This is a genomic window from Ruegeria atlantica (assembly GCF_001458195.1).
GTDB classification, from domain to species: Bacteria; Pseudomonadota; Alphaproteobacteria; order Rhodobacterales; family Rhodobacteraceae; genus Ruegeria; species Ruegeria atlantica.
Map to the genome: position 1 here is coordinate 63,891 of NZ_CYPU01000031.1, position 16,819 is coordinate 80,709.

General features: G+C 53.9%; 15 protein-coding genes and 2 pseudogenes. 2 read left to right on the forward strand and 15 right to left on the reverse strand.

The features are described from left to right. Positions 1-13 precede the first annotated feature (13 nt). The 14 genes and pseudogenes from RUA4292_RS09310 to RUA4292_RS23990 form a co-directional block, all read right to left on the reverse strand. Positions 14-484 (reverse strand): putative molybdenum carrier protein, encoded by a 471-nt coding sequence (locus tag RUA4292_RS09310; protein ID WP_058277355.1) that lies wholly within the window; start codon positions 482-484, stop codon positions 14-16. A 31-nt stretch (positions 485-515) separates the two neighbouring features. Next, positions 516-950, reverse strand: a complete 435-nt coding sequence (locus RUA4292_RS09315; protein WP_058277356.1) for a hypothetical protein — start codon at positions 948-950, stop codon at positions 516-518. Beyond that, entirely contained in the window at positions 947-3,013 is a 2,067-nt protein-coding gene (locus RUA4292_RS09320) for a glycosyltransferase (RefSeq protein WP_058277357.1), read from the reverse strand. The genes RUA4292_RS09315 and RUA4292_RS09320 overlap by 4 nt, the downstream gene beginning before the upstream one ends. Continuing rightward, entirely contained in the window at positions 3,010-4,083 is a 1,074-nt protein-coding gene (locus RUA4292_RS09325; RefSeq protein ID WP_145974918.1) for a glycosyltransferase, read from the reverse strand. The genes RUA4292_RS09320 and RUA4292_RS09325 overlap by 4 nt, the downstream gene beginning before the upstream one ends. Positions 4,084-4,097: 14 nt before the next feature. Next, a complete protein-coding gene (locus tag RUA4292_RS09330) occupies positions 4,098-4,418 on the reverse strand; it encodes a hypothetical protein (RefSeq protein WP_058277359.1) in 321 nt (106 codons plus the stop codon). A gap of 75 nt (positions 4,419-4,493) precedes the next feature. Continuing rightward, the gene (locus RUA4292_RS24440; RefSeq protein ID WP_158506999.1) at positions 4,494-5,330 is read right to left on the reverse strand and encodes a hypothetical protein; all 837 of its coding nucleotides are present in this window, start codon (positions 5,328-5,330) and stop codon (positions 4,494-4,496) included. A 1,582-nt stretch (positions 5,331-6,912) separates the two neighbouring features. Next, positions 6,913-7,221 carry a Dabb family protein gene (locus tag RUA4292_RS09340; RefSeq protein ID WP_058277361.1) on the reverse strand — a complete coding sequence of 103 codons (309 nt, stop codon included), beginning with the start codon at positions 7,219-7,221 and terminating at the stop codon, positions 6,913-6,915. A gap of 109 nt (positions 7,222-7,330) precedes the next feature. Next, entirely contained in the window at positions 7,331-8,086 is a 756-nt protein-coding gene (locus RUA4292_RS09345) for an ABC transporter ATP-binding protein (protein ID WP_058274761.1), read from the reverse strand. Between the two features lie 9 nt (positions 8,087-8,095). Then, complete coding sequence (locus tag RUA4292_RS09350; protein ID WP_058277369.1) at positions 8,096-8,851, reverse strand: ABC transporter ATP-binding protein; 756 nt, start codon at positions 8,849-8,851, stop codon at positions 8,096-8,098. A 10-nt stretch (positions 8,852-8,861) separates the two neighbouring features. After that, entirely contained in the window at positions 8,862-10,067 is a 1,206-nt protein-coding gene (locus RUA4292_RS09355) for a branched-chain amino acid ABC transporter permease (protein WP_058274759.1), read from the reverse strand. Between the two features lie 3 nt (positions 10,068-10,070). Continuing rightward, positions 10,071-11,102, reverse strand: a complete 1,032-nt coding sequence (locus RUA4292_RS09360; protein ID WP_058277362.1) for a branched-chain amino acid ABC transporter permease — start codon at positions 11,100-11,102, stop codon at positions 10,071-10,073. A gap of 113 nt (positions 11,103-11,215) precedes the next feature. Then, complete coding sequence (locus tag RUA4292_RS09365; RefSeq protein WP_058274871.1) at positions 11,216-12,562, reverse strand: substrate-binding protein; 1,347 nt, start codon at positions 12,560-12,562, stop codon at positions 11,216-11,218. 764 nt (positions 12,563-13,326) lie between these two features. Then, a pseudogene (locus RUA4292_RS25270) lies at positions 13,327-13,724 on the reverse strand (DDE-type integrase/transposase/recombinase); the annotation flags it as partial. 38 nt (positions 13,725-13,762) lie between these two features. Next, positions 13,763-14,520 (reverse strand): IS5 family transposase gene (locus RUA4292_RS23990; protein ID WP_145974920.1). Its coding sequence is split into 2 segments (ribosomal slippage): positions 13,763-14,202 and positions 14,202-14,520, totalling 759 coding nucleotides; the frame shifts between segments, so codons are not numbered across the junction. 49 nt (positions 14,521-14,569) lie between these two features. Here RUA4292_RS23990 and RUA4292_RS09380 point away from each other — a divergent pair. Both RUA4292_RS09380 and RUA4292_RS25275 read left to right on the forward strand, forming a co-directional pair. Then, positions 14,570-15,271 (forward strand): IS6 family transposase, encoded by a 702-nt coding sequence (locus RUA4292_RS09380; protein ID WP_058277370.1) that lies wholly within the window; start codon positions 14,570-14,572, stop codon positions 15,269-15,271. 130 nt (positions 15,272-15,401) lie between these two features. Beyond that, a pseudogene (locus RUA4292_RS25275) lies at positions 15,402-15,693 on the forward strand (DDE-type integrase/transposase/recombinase); the annotation flags it as partial. A gap of 60 nt (positions 15,694-15,753) precedes the next feature. Here RUA4292_RS25275 and RUA4292_RS09385 read toward each other — a convergent pair. Further along, positions 15,754-16,344 carry a hypothetical protein gene (locus RUA4292_RS09385; protein WP_058277363.1) on the reverse strand — a complete coding sequence of 197 codons (591 nt, stop codon included), beginning with the start codon at positions 16,342-16,344 and terminating at the stop codon, positions 15,754-15,756. Positions 16,345-16,819 lie beyond the last annotated feature (475 nt).

Here is a 16,819-nt window from a genome sequence, read left to right on the forward strand (position 1 = left end):
AACCAAAGTTTGGCTATGCCTCCGGGCTTTGGGGCAAAATCGATTGACGTAAGATCGCTGTCACTTTGGCTCCGATCTGGGGGGCTTCACTTTCTCTGGGGCCAGCGATGTTCAATATCTTATTAGGCCTCGCCATGCCCCATTGCTTTACTTGGCGCGCACACGCCTCAAGCCCCTGCCCTAGATCAACGACCAGATAAGGCTTTCCGATCTCTTGCGCAAAATCGATCGTCAACTGCGTTCCCGGACTGGTCGATCCATCCACAAACACAAGCAAAGCGTCGCAGGTCAAAACGTTCAGCTTAGTGCGTTCGGCGACATCCGCGGACTGTGTTTCATTCAAACCAGAGAAACGATCCGGAATGCGGCCCGCCTCATTCAAGCGGCCTTTCGGAACCCAGCCGCCATAGGGAATGTCGTTTTCCAAAGCGAACTGGAAAGCCGCCATATCAACGCCTGTTTGTCCGCCGGTTATGATTTTCACAAGACGCTCCTTACCCTAAATCAGCGCCTTGCTAGCCCAACAGACCGATTTCATGCCCGTCAATGATAATCGCCAGATCCCAGTATTTTCTGATTTCTTCCTCGGCGGCCTGGGCTGCAGCAGCCTCTTCGGGAACGCGTTCGACCCGAAACCCGAACCGTTCAAGCCCGCAATAGTCCACTCGGCTGAGAATGACGGGAAAAACCTCCCGCTCCATCGCGGCGGCGGCCAACAGCCTTGCGATACGATATGGCGTTTCTGGTGGTTCATGCACCCGCACGCCGATATGCACCGGGCCGCCGGGCTCCCGGTCCCACAGCATGAGCGAGGGGGCCAGCCGCATATTCGGAAAGATAACCTTGCCAAGCGGCTTGGTGTCACGATCCTCATTGATCAGATCGTCCAGCGGCTCGGGTCGATTTGGCGACGCTCTGCTGAGGATTTCGAACCATAAATCACTGGTCATATCCGCGCCCCCAATTCGGTTAGCAATTCGGCGGCCTTGACTGCCCCCGTTTTGGGCAGCTCAAAACCATTCAATGCAGATCGGTAAAATTCGGCTCCGTCGTGATCCAGCCAATCTGCCACTGTGCGCTCGAGCGTCATGAATTCGCGTTCGGTGATGGCCGCGCACAAGTCTCGGTCGGCCATAGCTGCGGCGCGCCGTTCCTGATCGTCCAGATAGGGGGCTGACTGCGGAATAAATATCGCCGGGATGCGATGGTACAGCATCTCAAGGACCGAGTTGTATCCGGCCGCAGATATGACCACGTCTGCGGCGAGGCTAAGCTTGGTCGCCTCCAGTGTCTGAACCACGCGGGTGTTTTTCCAACCGAATGTGGCAGGCTGAACCGTGCTTCCGGGCCATGTTACAACAAGGTGCAGGCAATCATCGCGCGCCTCAAGCATGCCCGAGATCGCCTGCAATTGCGCAGACCTGTCCGAGGCAACGCCGCCCCCCAGCATGCTGACAACCAGCTGCTTGAAGTCGCGCCCGAAACGTTCCGCCAGCCGGGTCCTGAGCTGTTCTTTTTCCGCGGCGGACTGTTCCACCTGACGCACGATTGGCCCGACATAATGGACATGGTCACCATAGCTGTAGGCGTCGTTCAGCTCGTCAAATGCCTCAGAAGGCACGATGACACGGTCAAACACGCTTTCGCGGCGCAGCATGGTCTGCCTTGACCGGCCTTCGGGCCACAACCCGCGCCGGATCCAAGCCGCCGACAACTTGCGTTCACGAATCACCCGGTAGACGGAGTCAAACACGTAGCCGCCGTCAAAAACCAGCGTGTCGTTTTCCTGAAGCACGGCACCAAGACGCCGATAAGTCAGCACGTCATTGCCATCTGAATTGGTCTTTGTATCGGTGCGCTGAACCAGAGGGATACAGTCGATACCCTCACGGCGAACAAGCGGGACGCAGCTGGGAAAGGCCGCAAACATTTTTGTCATGGTGTCCGGCATTTCACGGGCAATGATGCTGCACCGCTGTGCATGGCCCAGCCCCACACCATTTGTCGGGAAAAACAGGGTTTTGGGCTTGTCCTGTTCTTCCTGACGCTGTTTCGCCATCAGACCTGCAGCCGTTTCCAGGCGCGAAATGTCAACTGTATGCAACCACTGGGATTTCGAGGCCTGTTCGACAATTTGCGGCACGTTCCCGATCACATTGCCGATCAGATACCCATCCAATGCGAAAGGAGTCTTAGGCCCTAGCAATGCAGGTGCGCCCGAGGACATCAGAACCTCATCGTCGGTACAGTCAATGGCGACGCCGCCAGTTGCAATCAGCTCAACCGCAAAAGCGGCCATGCGAACTCCGGCAATTCCATTGCCGAACATCGCCAGTATATCCGTCGAAATCGCCAAAGTCAGCGGCGACAGTCCGGTATACAGGTAGGTTGGCAAATCGTGAAACGGTGACGCCTTGATCGCCTCATTCTGTGCGCCGCTGACAATGAGTTTCAGGTTATAGCCACTCTGGCTGCTCATCCGGGAAAAGCAAGACAGCGTCTCGGGGTTGTCCAACTCCATCGAACCCAACACAAGGGTCACGTTCGGCACCACCCGTTTGGACCGCCGCGAAACGGGCCGAACATCCGCCACCAAAGGACTTGAGGTCGATGGCAACACCGGGCGGGGTTGAAAATCTGTCAGGTCGATCACCTGGGCTTCGCGCCCAAGCGCATAGGCCAGCCGGGCCTTGGCCGCGATATAGCTTTGCTGGGTCATAAAGCGGCCCGTCGCAACAACCGGAACACTCGGGTCGAGCTGTTTGTTCCGCAGCGACGCAAGAAGAAAATCGTCGATCGCTTCGGCACCTAGTACGAATACGGTCTGCGCCTTGTTCTCGCCCGGGTCCACAAGGAACTTGGCTGCCTCGTATATCCTGCCACGCCCTGCATCCTCGGGCAGATAGTCGGCATCAATGCACACACTGAAACCACGTGCGGCAAGCTGCTCGGCAAAGATCAACTGCGTGTCAAACGACCGCAGTGAGCGTGTGCCCACTTCGACATAGATCATTTGTTCACCTCGCTGTCGGCGCACAAAACCCCCGACAGCATCGCCTTGAATTTACCTGCAGAGTAGTTCTGCAACGCCGATTGCGATCTGGCCACCTGATCATGGTATTTTTGCGGTTGGGCGATCAGGTCAACAATGATTGTGTCCACCTGAGATGGCTGGCAAGTCAAGACGGCTTTTCCGAACGTGGCACCAGTATCGGGGTTGGTTAGAACAACCTTACCTGCGGCAACCGCCTCGGCCACAACGCGACCAAAACTTTCCTGCCAGGTCGGTGCCGTGAAATATACAAAAAAGTCAATCATTCCAAAGAACTCTTGCACAGTTATGGCGTCAAAGGGAAGCAAGGTCCAATGCGCGCGAAGAACACGGGCATTCAACAAGGCGTCGGCCCCAAGAATTACATTGCACTGAGAGTGGCTTGGAAAACAGCTGTCCAAATCAGCAATAACCGGGAACTTCTCGAATCCGGGTCGTGAATGACGCCCACGGCGGTCCTGTGGAGTTTCACACGGGGCGCGCATCTCGGTCTCGCAAATGTTGAACCAGTCAGAGCCCAAGACGTCCCACTGCCGCGCCACGCGAGAGGTTGCCAACCAGTCGACTACGCCGCTTCGATTAAACGGTGATATCGGCGCGAGTGTTTTCCTGAGCGAAATTGTCGAGGCTTCGATCTGGCTTAGACAGCTTGAAACATCAAACCCCTCTGCCCCGCCCGGACGCAGAAAATTCTCATGCGTGATCACGTACAGCTCGCGCGCAATGATCCTTGTGCCAAGCGTGTCCTGAAATTTCAAAAAAGACGGGTTGTGTAAAAATACGAAATCCGCGCTGATCCGGGGTGCATCCCAAATGATCGGAATGTTCAACTCGTCCAGCACCTGCCGCAAAACCGGTGAAACATGTTGGTTGGTGCCAAACGCCCTGGACGTGATCGCGTGCACGACCACCTGCCCGCATTCGGCGGCCACCGGCAATTCGGCCGCCACAGCCGCGGAAGTCCCGCCAGAAAACCGCGGCTCGATGACATAGGCGATCGTCGGCGTGTTCGATCGCTCGAAGGCAAGCATTTCTGACATCCTGCTCAGTGTTGCCGCGAGGCATCTACTGGCTCGTTAGCGGCACGGTTCTCGCTGTTGGCCGGTGCACTGGTGGCATAACTGAAATCCAGATTGCCAACAGATGCGACCTCGTGAAAACTCCGCAGCTCCAGCGACAGTTCATCTTCGCCGGTCAATAGCTCAGGGTTTTTGTCAAGGTAGGAATAAAGAGCCTGAATGTCATTGGTGGACAGCATTTGGTCGATGGCCAGCAGATGCTCAAGCGTAATTTCGGCACGCACGTTTTGGGTCGTCGATAAAAGTAGCAGAGCAGTTACGATGCCGATAAGTCGTCTATCCGTCATTTTGGATGCCTCGTCGGAAACAGTTAACAGTACAAAATCTTGAATCAGCCTTTTCAGTATAGCTTAAAAATACAGTCATTGGGTCGTCGCTTTCTTAAGTTTGTTCAGGACCTGACTTTTCAGTTGATTGACGCGGTTAGGGGCCTGGGTTCTGGCCGTGCTGCGTGTGTTAGTTTGCTTGACCCCGGCGACGCCTGAGCCTTCCCCTGCCAACCATAACTCAATGATCCCACTAGGGGTTTTGACGTTGGACCCGGTGAAATCCCGCAGCAATGCGCCCGAATCCCTGGCGAGTGCGGCCGCTCTTTCCTCGTCCTGCTTATGATAGAAGCGAACGTTCGACTGGGTGATCTTAAACCCCACGCGCGCCTGCCCGCTAAGCTTATGTCCAGTCGACTTAAGGTTGGTCACTACAGAATCAAGAACGCTCTGCGGCACGTTGGCTGGTGAATAGAGCCGAAAGGCAACCACCGCGTTTGTCGGGATAGGCTCTGGTTCCGGGGGTATGACTACATCATTGGGCGGAGCCGGCACCGGAGGCGAGACCGGAGAATCTAGCGAGCTTGGTGTTGCCGAAAGGGCTGTTGCCCGCAAACCCAGTGATGTCTCGTTAGTGGACGGTGTCACCAATGGGGCCGGTAGATTGAATAGCTTCGGCGCATTTGGCAATGCTGCCAATTCGATTTGCTCTGGCAGGGGATTGTATGGCAACGGCTGCGCAATCTCGGCGGCATGGCCTGTTTTCTCCAGCCGCGCGGCAAGGTCCGAACCCTCTGCTTTGCCTGTCCGGACACCTTGTTCCGGCTGATAGCCGCGCGCGTGCTCAGGCACTGTCAGAAGAACATCCGGGGACACTTGCGTCGCCGTATAATCCAAGGCACCGGGCTGGATCGGAGCCACAGGCGGGCGCATTGTCGTTGGGGTTGCCGTGACGGTTACGCTTTTCAAAAGTTCTTCCGGTTTTGCAACAGTTACAGTTGTTTCAAGCAAGGCGACAGAAGTGCTGAAAATCTCGGGCGCCGATTGAAACCGGACGAAACCTAGATTCAACTCTTCCCAAGGTCGATAGCTTAGCTTGGTTATTGGCAATGGTGGTTGGACAAGGGTCGGCACGAAAGACCGAACACTTGGAGCCAACCGTGACAATTCTGGTTTGATACTCCCCGATTGCTCCGAAGAATCCGATTTGGGCGGTGACAGCAACGCCAAATCAGATGACGCGGCTGTGTCACCGTCAGCCGAAATCGATTCAGATAACGAATCATATACGGTCGCGGAAGTAACTCGCAGGTCCGCCCCGCCGCTTGTAACGTTGGATGGCGGCACCAAGCGCTCGGCCAATTCCGCGTCTTGTTCCGTGATCGCAATAGCAGCCACGGTCTCTTGGCTCAACAAACTCGCGTTTTGTGTTGGGCCGAAGGTGTTTAGCCCGGACAAGATTAGATAAACCGAAGACGACGCAACAACACCGATGCCGCATCCTACTACAACCGAACCCAGCCGAGTACTGTGACGAGAACGGCTCTGAGCATCTATCTTTCCAAGAAGACTTTTACGCAAAAGATCCGCCACCTGATCATCGGATAGCTTTTGACCTGGCTCCGGGTCGATTGGTTTCTCTGATACAATGTCGGGATTGATACCCTGCGCGGACCCGCCATCGGGCGGCACAGCGCTTGCTTCAAATCGTTCACCGCGCGCCTCGTTTTCGGTCGCACGACGGTCATTTTTGACGCTTTGGCTATCAGCTCGCCCTGCAGTTGCTTTTTGAACCGACTCATAAGGTTGGTGAGAATTTAGTACCTGGGTCGGCTTAACAGCGGTTTCAGGCGGCCCCGCCGCTTTGTTAAAAGCCTGTCTCAGTCGATCATCATCGGTTGAGCGGATGTCTTTTTTTGGGTCAGTACCAGACGATTGCGAAGCAGCGCGATTTGCCTTGCGGGCCGCGAGGTTAATCGCCCTCTGTTTAGAAGCGTTTTCAAGCATCTCCTGCCATTCAGAAGACTGCAAAAAGTCATATACACCCGACACTTCGTCAGCGTCTTTTTTGGCAGCTTTAGGGCGAGCTTTTGGATCACTGGCCTTTGTCATCAATACCCCCGAACTGGTCGCCGGAACACGTTCTTCGCTGTTGAGATTCGGGCGAACCAAACACACTCGTGAACATCGAAAGAATAAAGAAACAATTTACAAAACAGTATATAAAAATGACCTTTGGAAGACAAGTAATCCGGCGTCCGACTTACATTTTCAGCCTTTCCAACAATTGAAGAATACGCAGCTACACGTCCCCAAAACGCCCCCGTCGTGCATGCTCATCCATTCCGACAGTTCCATTTTGGCCAGGTTCTCGTTGAACAGAAACGGCACAGGGACGCTGGCCGCATAGACATTTGTGCGACTCAAAAACCTTTCAGCCCGGCACCAGGAAACACAGGTGAACGCATAGGATTCAGGCTGTTCCTAGGGATTTGTCTAAACCAGTCCCACTTTCTCAGACCTCTAAATCCAGGACCAGAATTCCGTCGATGCCGCCCAAGGTGTTTTCGACCAACTGCGTGCCCAGCGCTTTGTGCCTCTCGTTGCTTTGGTAGCTGGCCAATGCGGCCCAATCATCGAAATCAATCACAAACCCATGCTTGTAACCGCGTTCGATCTGTTCAGGGCTTTCGCTGCGGCCACCAGTGAACCCACCTGCACCCGGAAGGGCGTCGGTCAGGTTCGAGAGGCCCCTGTAAATCTTCCCGATGGTTTCTTCGGTCACGTCGGACCGGAATTTTGTTAGGACTATATGGCGGATCATAGTTATTTGCCTTGATCATGAGTGTAGGAGCGCAAGCGTCCGAAGAATTCGAGCGTCACCATAACTAAGGCGTTTGCAACCAGAATGTTCCTAAGACTTCGAGCCTGCCCTAGATCGCCAAATACTCCTCGCGAAGGCCGGTGTCTTGAAGCACCTCGTTCGCCGTCCCATCAAATACGATAGTGCCGGTGTCCAGAATGATCGCGCGATCGGCTAACTCCAATGCTCGGACGGCGTTCTGTTCGACGATGATCGTGGTCATGCCCTGTTGCTTGACGTGGGCCAGGGTTTTTTCAATCTCGTCGACAATGACCGGGGCCAGACCTTCGTAAGGCTCATCCAGAAGCAGGACCTTGATATCCCGGGCAAGGGCTCTGGCGATTGACAGCATTTGTTGTTCGCCACCCGACAACGTAATCCCCTCTTGTTTCCTGCGTTCGCCCAAACGCGGGAACAGTTCATACAACCGCTCGAGGGACCATCCGACCGGTGGTGCAATCTGGGCAAGCTGCAGGTTTTCCTCAACGGTCAGCCCTGGGATAATTCGTCTGTCTTCCGGCACAAGGCCAAGGCCAACAGACGCCGCTTCGTAGCTTGTCATATTGTGTAGCGGCTGATGATCCAGCCAGATTTCACCGTGCCTTACTTCGGGATCGCCTACCCGCGCAATCGACCGGAGTGTCGAGGTTTTGCCAGCGCCGTTCCGTCCAAGCAGGGCCAGAATCTCGCCTTCGTGCACGTTAAAGCTGACGCCCTGCACGATATAGCTTTCTCCGTAGTACGAATGCATGTCCCATACAGACAGGAACGCAGGCGCGGTGCTTGCCCTATTGGCGTTTTTCGAAAAGTCGGGTTTCTCGTTCATAGCTTTTCCTTACGCCGCCTCGCCCAAATAGGCTTCACGAACCTTGGGATGTCCACGGATTTTTTCTGGAGTATCTTCGACCAACGGCGTCCCTTGCGCCAGAACTGTGATGCGTTCCGCAAGGCTGAAGACCACATGCATGTCATGCTCGATAATGGCGATGGTTATGTCGCGCTCATCCTTGATCTGTTTTAGCAAATCAATGGTGTTGTTGGTGTCCGCCCGCGCCATGCCAGCCGTAGGTTCGTCCAGCAACAACAGCCGCGGATTTTGACTGAGGCACATGCCAATCTCAAGTCGCCGCTTGTCGCCGCGAGACAGCGACGCCGCGTGCATTTCGCGTTTGTCGGCCATGTTCATCTCTTCCAGCATGACTTCGGCTTGTTCGACGACCTCACGTTCGCGAGCGATGGTCTCATAGGCATGCATCCGGAATGCCCCATCCCGCATCGCGAAGATCGGGATCAGCATGTTCTCCATCACGGTCAGCTCGCCAAAGATCTCAGGCGTTTGAAACACACGACTGATGCCCATCTGGTTGATCTGGAACGGCTCGAGTCCCAGAACCGAGTTGTTGTTGAACAACACCGATCCGGTGTCCGGCATCAGCTTGCCCACCAGACAGTTCAGCAGCGTCGATTTTCCCGCGCCATTGGGGCCGATGATCGCGTGAACCGAGTTTTCTTCGATATTGAGGTTCACATCTGTCAGCGCCTTAAGGCCACCGAAGCGTTTGCTGACGTCTTTGACTCTTAGAATTGCCATTTCTCGCCCCTTATTCCGCCGGTTCTGTTTTTCCCGACGGCGCATCGTCGGTGTCTTTTTTCTTACGCTTGAAGCGCTTGAGCAAACGTTGCCCACCTTCGACAAGACCACCCGGCAGATAGATGACAACCAGCATGAACAGGATGCCCAGCGTCAGGTGCCAGCCTTTGCCGATGAACGGATGGATCACGAACACCACGGCGTCCTCCAACCCGTCAGGCAGGAATGCGAACCAGCTATGCAGGACGTTGTCGTTGATCTTCGAGAAGATGTTCTCGAAATACTTGATGAAACCTGCGCCCAGAACCGGCCCGATCAACGTGCCCGTGCCACCGAGGATCGTCATCAGAACCACCTCGCCTGAAGCGGTCCATTGCATCCGCTCGGCACCTGCCAATGGGTCCATGGCGGCCATCAAGCCGCCGGCCAAACCGGCATACATGCCCGAGATCACAAAGGCCGCGAGCGTATATGGCTTGGAGTTCAGACCCGTATAGTTCATCCGCTGCTGGTTCGATTTTACCGCCCGCAGCATCATGCCAAAAGGCGACCGGAAGATACGGATAGACAGGTAGAACACGGCCATCATTATGATTGCGCACAAGTAGTAACCCGCGTTGAAGTCAAAGCTCCACGCGCCCACATCCATCGTGTACGTCGCGCGCATTGGCAATCCGAATAGATGCGGTAGATCCGGCGCGTTAGCGCCCTGCAGGATCTGCGGATCGTCCGCATAAACCTGCAGGCCGGTTTCCCCGTTCGTCAGGTTAAATTTGGGGTTTGACAGCACTGAGTAGGCCAGCGCAAAGCTCATTTGTGCGAAGGCCAGCGTCAGGATCGAGAAATAGATCCCCGACCGCCGCAAGCTGATGAACCCGATAAGTAGTGAGAACAAGCCCGCGACGACGACACTCAGCGCGATGGCTGGAATGACGTTGTAGCTGAGCAGTTTGAACATCCAAACTGCCGAATATGATCCTACGCCCAGAAAGGCCGCGTGACCGAAGGACAAGTACCCGGTCAGGCCAAACAGAATGTTGAATCCGATGGCAAAGATCCCGAAAATCACGAACCTCTGCATCAAATCCGGGTAACCCGCGTTGAACTGCGCCATGGCGCTGCCCTCTGGAAACGGGTTCAGGATGAAAGGCGCCAGCAAGGTCAGGAGTGCGACGACGATCAGCAGGCTGGTGTCTTTTTTATTCAGTCCCAACATTGATTATTCCTCCATCACGCCCTTGCGCCCCATCAGCCCGCGCGGGCGCGTCAGCAGCACGATGATGGCGACAAGGTAGATGATGATCTGATTGATGCCTGGGATCGTTGTTGTGGCCCAGGTGGTCGAGGCAAAGCTTTCCAGAATGCCCAGCAAAAAGCCTGCCAGAACGGCGCCTGGCAATGACCCCATTCCGCCAACAACAACCACAACGAAGCTAAGGACCAGAAAGTCCATTCCCATGTGATAGTTTGGCGGGTTGAGCGGCCCGTACATCACACCGGCCAGTCCAGCGACACCGGCAGCAATGCCAAACATGATGGTAAACCGGCGGTCAATATTGATGCCCAGCAGGCCTACCGTTTCCCGGTCAGCCATCCCAGCACGGACGACCATCCCAAAGGTGGTGAACTGCAGGAACGAAAACACTGCGCCGATAATGCCTACGGCAAAGCCAAAATAGACCAATCGCCAGATCGGGTAGATGATTGCATTGGGATCAAAACCAACCATGGTACCCAGATCGACAGATCCGCTCAGCACATCGGGCGGAGGGGTCTGGATCGGGTTGGCGCCAAAGAAATACTTGACGATTTCCTGCAGAACGATCGCAAGACCAAAGGTCACCAGGATCTGGTCTGCATGCGGGCGCTTGTAGAAATGTTTGATCAGCCCGCGTTCCATCACATAGCCAACCAGCAGCATGATCGGGATCGCAAACAGGATGGACAGCGGAACGGACCAGTCAATAATCATTGCGCCGACTTCGGGGCCGAACCAAGCCTCGATAAAAGGGGTTTCGACCTTCAGCGGATTACCCAGAAAGTCTTTTTGGGTTTCATCCAGGGTCACGAAACTCAGGTTCAGCAGCTTTTGCAAAGTAACGGCGCAGAACGCACCAATCATGAACAAAGCCCCGTGGGCAAAGTTCACGACGCCGAGCGTCCCGAAGATCAGAGTCAGACCCAGCGCGATCAGCGCATAAGCCGAGCCCTTGTCCAGACCGTTAAGTATTTGCAGTAGGATGGCGTCCATTGGGCCCACCTCAGGGTTGGTCAGTGTGGATTGAGTGGTTGGAACCAGGCCAACAGGCCTGGCCGTAAGTCGTCTGACCGCCGAGAACGACGGTCAGACTTTCGCCAAAAGGCTTACGCGCCCGGATTGCACTTGCCCAGTTCGCCACCGGCGAACATCGGGTGCTCGGGATCGTACTCGACCTGCGAACGCGGCGTGATCTCGACGATTTCAAGCGTGTCATACGCGTTGGTCGGGTTCTCGTTGCCGCGCACAACCAGTACGTCCTTAAAGCACTGGTGATCGGCACCGCGATACCAGGTGGGACCGTTGCCCAATCCGTCGAACTCAAAGTCTTCCAGAGCTTCGGCAACACCACAGGGATTGAAGGTGCCCGCACGCTCACACGCATCCGCATAAAGCAGCACTTGTGCATAACAGGTCTGAGCGGAGTTGGACGGCGGCTTGCCGTATTTCTCACCAAAGGACTTCACGAAGGCCTTTGTGCCCTCATCCTGCAGCTGCCAGTTCCAGTTCATCGACCCGAGCACACCTTTGATGTTCTCGCCCGCACCAGCGGCCATCAGCTCGGAATACAGCGGCACGACGATCTTGAAGTCCTTGCCGTTTGCAACCTTGTCGAGCAGACCGAACTGGATAGCGTTGGTCAGCGAGTTCACCATGTTCCCACCATAGTGGTTCAGAACCAAAACATCCGCGCCTGAGTTCAGAACCGGTGCGATGTAGGACGAGAAGTCCGTAGACGCCAGCGGTGTTTTGACCGTGTTGACCGTTTCCCAGCCCAAGGCTTCGGTCGAGGCAACGATCGACTCTTCCTGGGTCCAGCCCCAGTTGTAGTCGGCCGTCAGGTGATAGGCGCGACGTTCTTTACCCATCTCAGCCGCCAGCACCGGCGCCAGAGCGGCACCCGACATGTAGGCATTGAAGAAGTGACGGAAACCGTTGGCCTTCTTGTCCTTGCCCGTGGTGTCGTTTGCATGTGTCAGGCCAGCCATGAAAATTACGCCCGCCTCTTGGCACAGGCCCTGAACCGCAACGGCCACGCCCGAGGACGAACCACCATTGATCATGATTGCGCCGTCTTTTTCGATCATCGATTTGGCCGATGCGCGGGCTGCATCCGATTTGGTCTGGGTGTCGCCGGTGACGAACCCGACCTTCTTGCCGAGGATACCGTTCCCCTGAAGCGCCTTCGACGAGAATGTGTTCAAGCAACCACCGTCGCCCTCGCCGTTCAGATGTTCGACCGCCAGCTGTTGCGCCAGCAATTCGTCATTGCCTTCGTCGGCATAAGGTCCGGTTTGCGGAACATTGAAGCCCAGAGTGACAGATGACCCTGTCGGCTCATTCGTAAAAGCAGCGGCCGACGAAGCCGTAAAGATCGTAGGCAGGGCCAGACCGGTACCTGCAACGGCACCGGACTTTAGCACGCCGCGGCGCGTGACATTTTTCTTAGTCATGTATTCCTCCCATTTCCATTTTTCGTCCCTTGGCTTCTCTTCCAGCAGACGAAAGCGCACTTTTGTGCCTTCCAATAATGGAAATCAGACAGAAAATTTCTCAATAAATTACTAGTATTGTAGCAAAATTTTGTAAATTTGTTCACGAGCAACTGGGGTATTTGTAAATATTTTGGCAAATTGCCATGTACCGTGAATGCTTTCATATGCTTAGATGTGAACCGAAAAAGCAGCATTCCGGTGCTTCAGCCCACCGGCCCCATGAGCCATAACCGGGCGGAACGTCCAGACTGCCGCGTTACGCTTTCTTTCGACTGACTAAAACAGAAGAGCCACTTGGACTTTCAACGTTCCGACAAATGACACATCTCACACTGAGACAGATTAATTCGCTCACTAGCTTTGGCAAGCCCGGTCAAACAATTGAAAAGCTATTAACACTTGCCCACGAAATCGCCTTCTCGGTCTGTTTTTCTAAACTCTCTGCAAATCCCCGTAAATCCAGTGAATGACGCCCATAGCAGCCCCGCCAAAACACGGGCACAAGACTTGATCTCGAGTTTCACCTACAGCGATATTACGGGAAGCTGAACGTAAACAGCGCTTCAAATCAATAGGATTACGGCACAATTCTGAAGCGGAAAAGCAAAAGGGACGGGCATGATTGGCGGTACTTCCAGACAAATTCGAACTAGTCACAGTCTAACTCAGAAAGCCGGAATCTAGGCGGAGAAAATCTGACTTCACGCGGTAAGAGCGGCGGTTCAGCTGAGTTTGAACATGTCGTGTGAATAAAGCTGCCATTCATGATTGAAGTGAACATGGACGGGTAAGTGTCTGCAGCGAACTTTTGCAAACATCACATTTGCCGGAAGCAGAGCATCGCACGTTCATTTCGCCGACGGAAGATGTGAATACCCGGAAAGATTGTTCTTCTAACGGCCGGTTTCTTGCCGTAACGCATTCCCTATGACTTTCATCGCCGCGTCGTAAGAGTGCAATTTGCCAGTGACGACAAAACCTGGCTGGCCGCAACGTTTCATCGCTTTTTTCAAGTGTATAAGGGCCGTAACACGATCCCGGCGCTTCGTGACATAGCTTTCCAGCAGCTCGCCTTCATGGTCGGATGCACGCACAGGTAGTATTGATTGCCGTTAATTTTTGACAATAAATTTTGTTAGATGCCGCTAGGCTCAGGACTCATAACCAGAAAATTACGGTTGCGGCGAGAGCGATGGCCGAAAGGAACACCTTGGGGCATCTGTCATAGCGGGTTGCCACGCGCCTCCAATCTTTCAAGCGGCCAAACATGATCTCGATACGATTGCGGCGTTTGTATCGGCTTTTGTCATATTTGACGGCCTTGCCGCGTGACTTTCGTCCGGGGATGCAAGGCGTTATTCCCATATCTACAAGGGCTTCACGGAACCAATCCGCATCATAGCCACGATCCCCAAGCAGCCAGTCGGCTGCTGGCAGGCTACTGACAAGAGCTCTCGCCCCAGTGTAGTCGCTTACTTGACCGGCGGTCATGAAGAACCGAATGGGCCGCCCAACCGTGTCAGCCACTGCATGCAACTTTGTGTTCATGCCGCCTTTGGTACGCCCGATCAGGCGTCCGCGCCCCCCTTTTTGACCGACAAGCTGGAAGCTGTCCGGTGGGCCTTGAGGCAAGTCGCATCGATTGAAATCGTTTTATGGTCAGGGGCTTCAGCGGCAAGGCCCTCCATAATTCGGGCAAACACACCCATATCGCTCCACCGCTTCCAACGATTACAAAGCGTCTTAGGTGGGCCATACTCCTTTGGTGCGTCGAACCAACGTAAACCGTTGCGATTAATAAAGATAATACCACTCAATACCCGCCTATCATCGACGCGTGGCGCACCGTGGCTCTTCGGAAAACAGGGCCGAAGCCGTTCCATTTGATCTTCGTTCAGCCAGTAAAGATTGCTCATATAACCCCCGCAGTTTGGGAGCTTGAATCACGCCGAACCGACAACCTCAATCAGATTAATAGGTCCTGAGCCTAAAACCAGTCCCGAGATCATCCGCCTTGCGGTGATGCTGTACATCCGTTTCCCGCTCTCGCTTCGGAATGTCGAAGATCTGTTGCACGAGCGAGGCGTCGACGTGAGCCACGAAACTGTCCGATACTGGTGGAACAGGTTCGGCCGGATGTTTGCATCAGAGATCCGAAGAAAGCGGGTGCAGCAACTGCGTGCATTCTCGAAATGGAAGTGGCACGTAGACGAGGTTTTTGTGAAGGTGAATGGCAAGAGACGTTATCTGTGGCGAGCCGTAGATCACGAAGGTGAAGTGCTTGAAGCCGTCGTTACTAAACGCCGAAACAAAGCTGCGGCATTGAAATTTCTCAAGAAATTGATGAAGCGCCATGGCTGTGCCGAAGAAATCGTTACCGACCGTTTTGCGTCTTACAAAGCAGCGCTAAGAGAATTGGGTGCGCTCGAAAAGCAAAAGACGGGCAGGTGGCTCAACAACCACGTTGAGAATTCACACCTCCCATTTCGACAAAGAGAACGAGCCATGCAACGTTTCCGGCGCATGCGAAGTTTGCAGAAATCCGCCGCCGTCCATTCCTCTGTCTACAACCATTCCAACCAGGAAAGATCGCTCTCCAGCCGAGATACCTTCAAGCTGATACGCACCGCCGCTCTTGCCGAGTGGCGCGAATTTGGCGCGGAATAAAGGGCAACGTCACTGGCCTAACAGAGACGAGTTCGAATTCGTCTGACAGCACCGCGCCAGCTTTGTTCCGTAAAAGTGCACGCATTTGCCGGCAAACTGAGACTGGTTCGAATTCGTCTGACCGAACCTGGAAAACGTCGCCACGGATCGCTTCGCGTCATATCGGGCGGCTCACAGAGAGCTTGGTGGCAAGGAAAACAAATGACGGTCAGGTGGCTCAATAACTGCGTCGAGAACTCGCACTTACCGATTCGACGAAGAGAACGCGCGATGCAGCGTTTCAGGCGCATGCGAAGTTCGCAGCCGTCCGTTCCTCCGTCTACAACCACTTCAACCAGAAAAGATCGCTCGCCAGCCCAGAGGCCTTAAAGCTTACGCGCGCCGCCGCCCTCGCAGAGTGGCACGAACTTGGTGCGGCATAAAGGGCAGCTCTACCGGCCTAGCTGAGACTGGTTCGAATTTGTCTAACAGCACCCAAAAAATCAATGGAATGGCTCATTCCATCTGCTGAATTTTTGGTCACCTTCTGCAGGCATTGGACAGGCCTCGTTTGGCATTGCCGTCTTCTTCATGAAAAGACAGCCACAAGCCATACAAACTCTGGGATCATCTTGTGCAACAACCAGCGCCAATCGATAGGCAAGAGTTTCCGGTGCCTCCTTTAACTGATCACAGCCTAAGCAAGCATTCCGTCGCCGCTTCAATTTATCAGAATCAACCTCTTTAAATCCTTGCTCGCTCCATTGAATATAAGCATTCGCTGACTTCAGAGCTAACTTCGCAATTGAGCTTGCACTCCGCGTGTCGTTCTGCCCATCCCTTTTCATAGGTACAGAGAATTCAGTGTTCATTGGATCATTTAACATCCGGTCGCGCCACTCAATTTGATTTCGCACACCAATAAGAGTTTTTGCAAAAGTCTGGTCTGCCAAAAAGCGCGCTGCGACTTCCTGAGTAACGGGTTCAGGCAAATTAATAGCACGACCTAACGCCTCTCGAACTGCACCGAATCTCTTTTGCTCAAGAACCTCTTTCACTATCGCAGAAACACTACTTAAAGATGAATTTTTCATTCTTACTCCCTATTTAGTAGATGGCTCAAAAGGGGGGCATAGACGGAGTCTATTTAAATCAGGTCACTTCTGCAGCAAGAATAAAGAGAATTTTTTTCCCTATTTTAATCAATATTTTAAATGCAAAAAAAGACCAACTCTCCCTGCATTAACTGTCGCCTAATTTCTGATCAAGACCAACTGTCGAGTCAAGCCGAACCAAAATTGTCGACATATCACTTTGACATTGCTAACGTCGTTAGGTGTTATATATAAATTTTATTCTGTAGTTAGTATGGTGACACTTTATGAGTATCAGTGGGGATGTACCTAACACTCGCATAGCGGCGGCAGTTTTTTCTCGAAGTGCAAAAGATCACTAGATCAAGGAAACACGTTTGGAAGGCAGGTGTATTTGATGCGCCTTTTGGAGAGGCAAAATCCGGTAATAATTGTCGCTCAAACTAATTCAGCCAGCCAATCGCTTTGTGGTTAC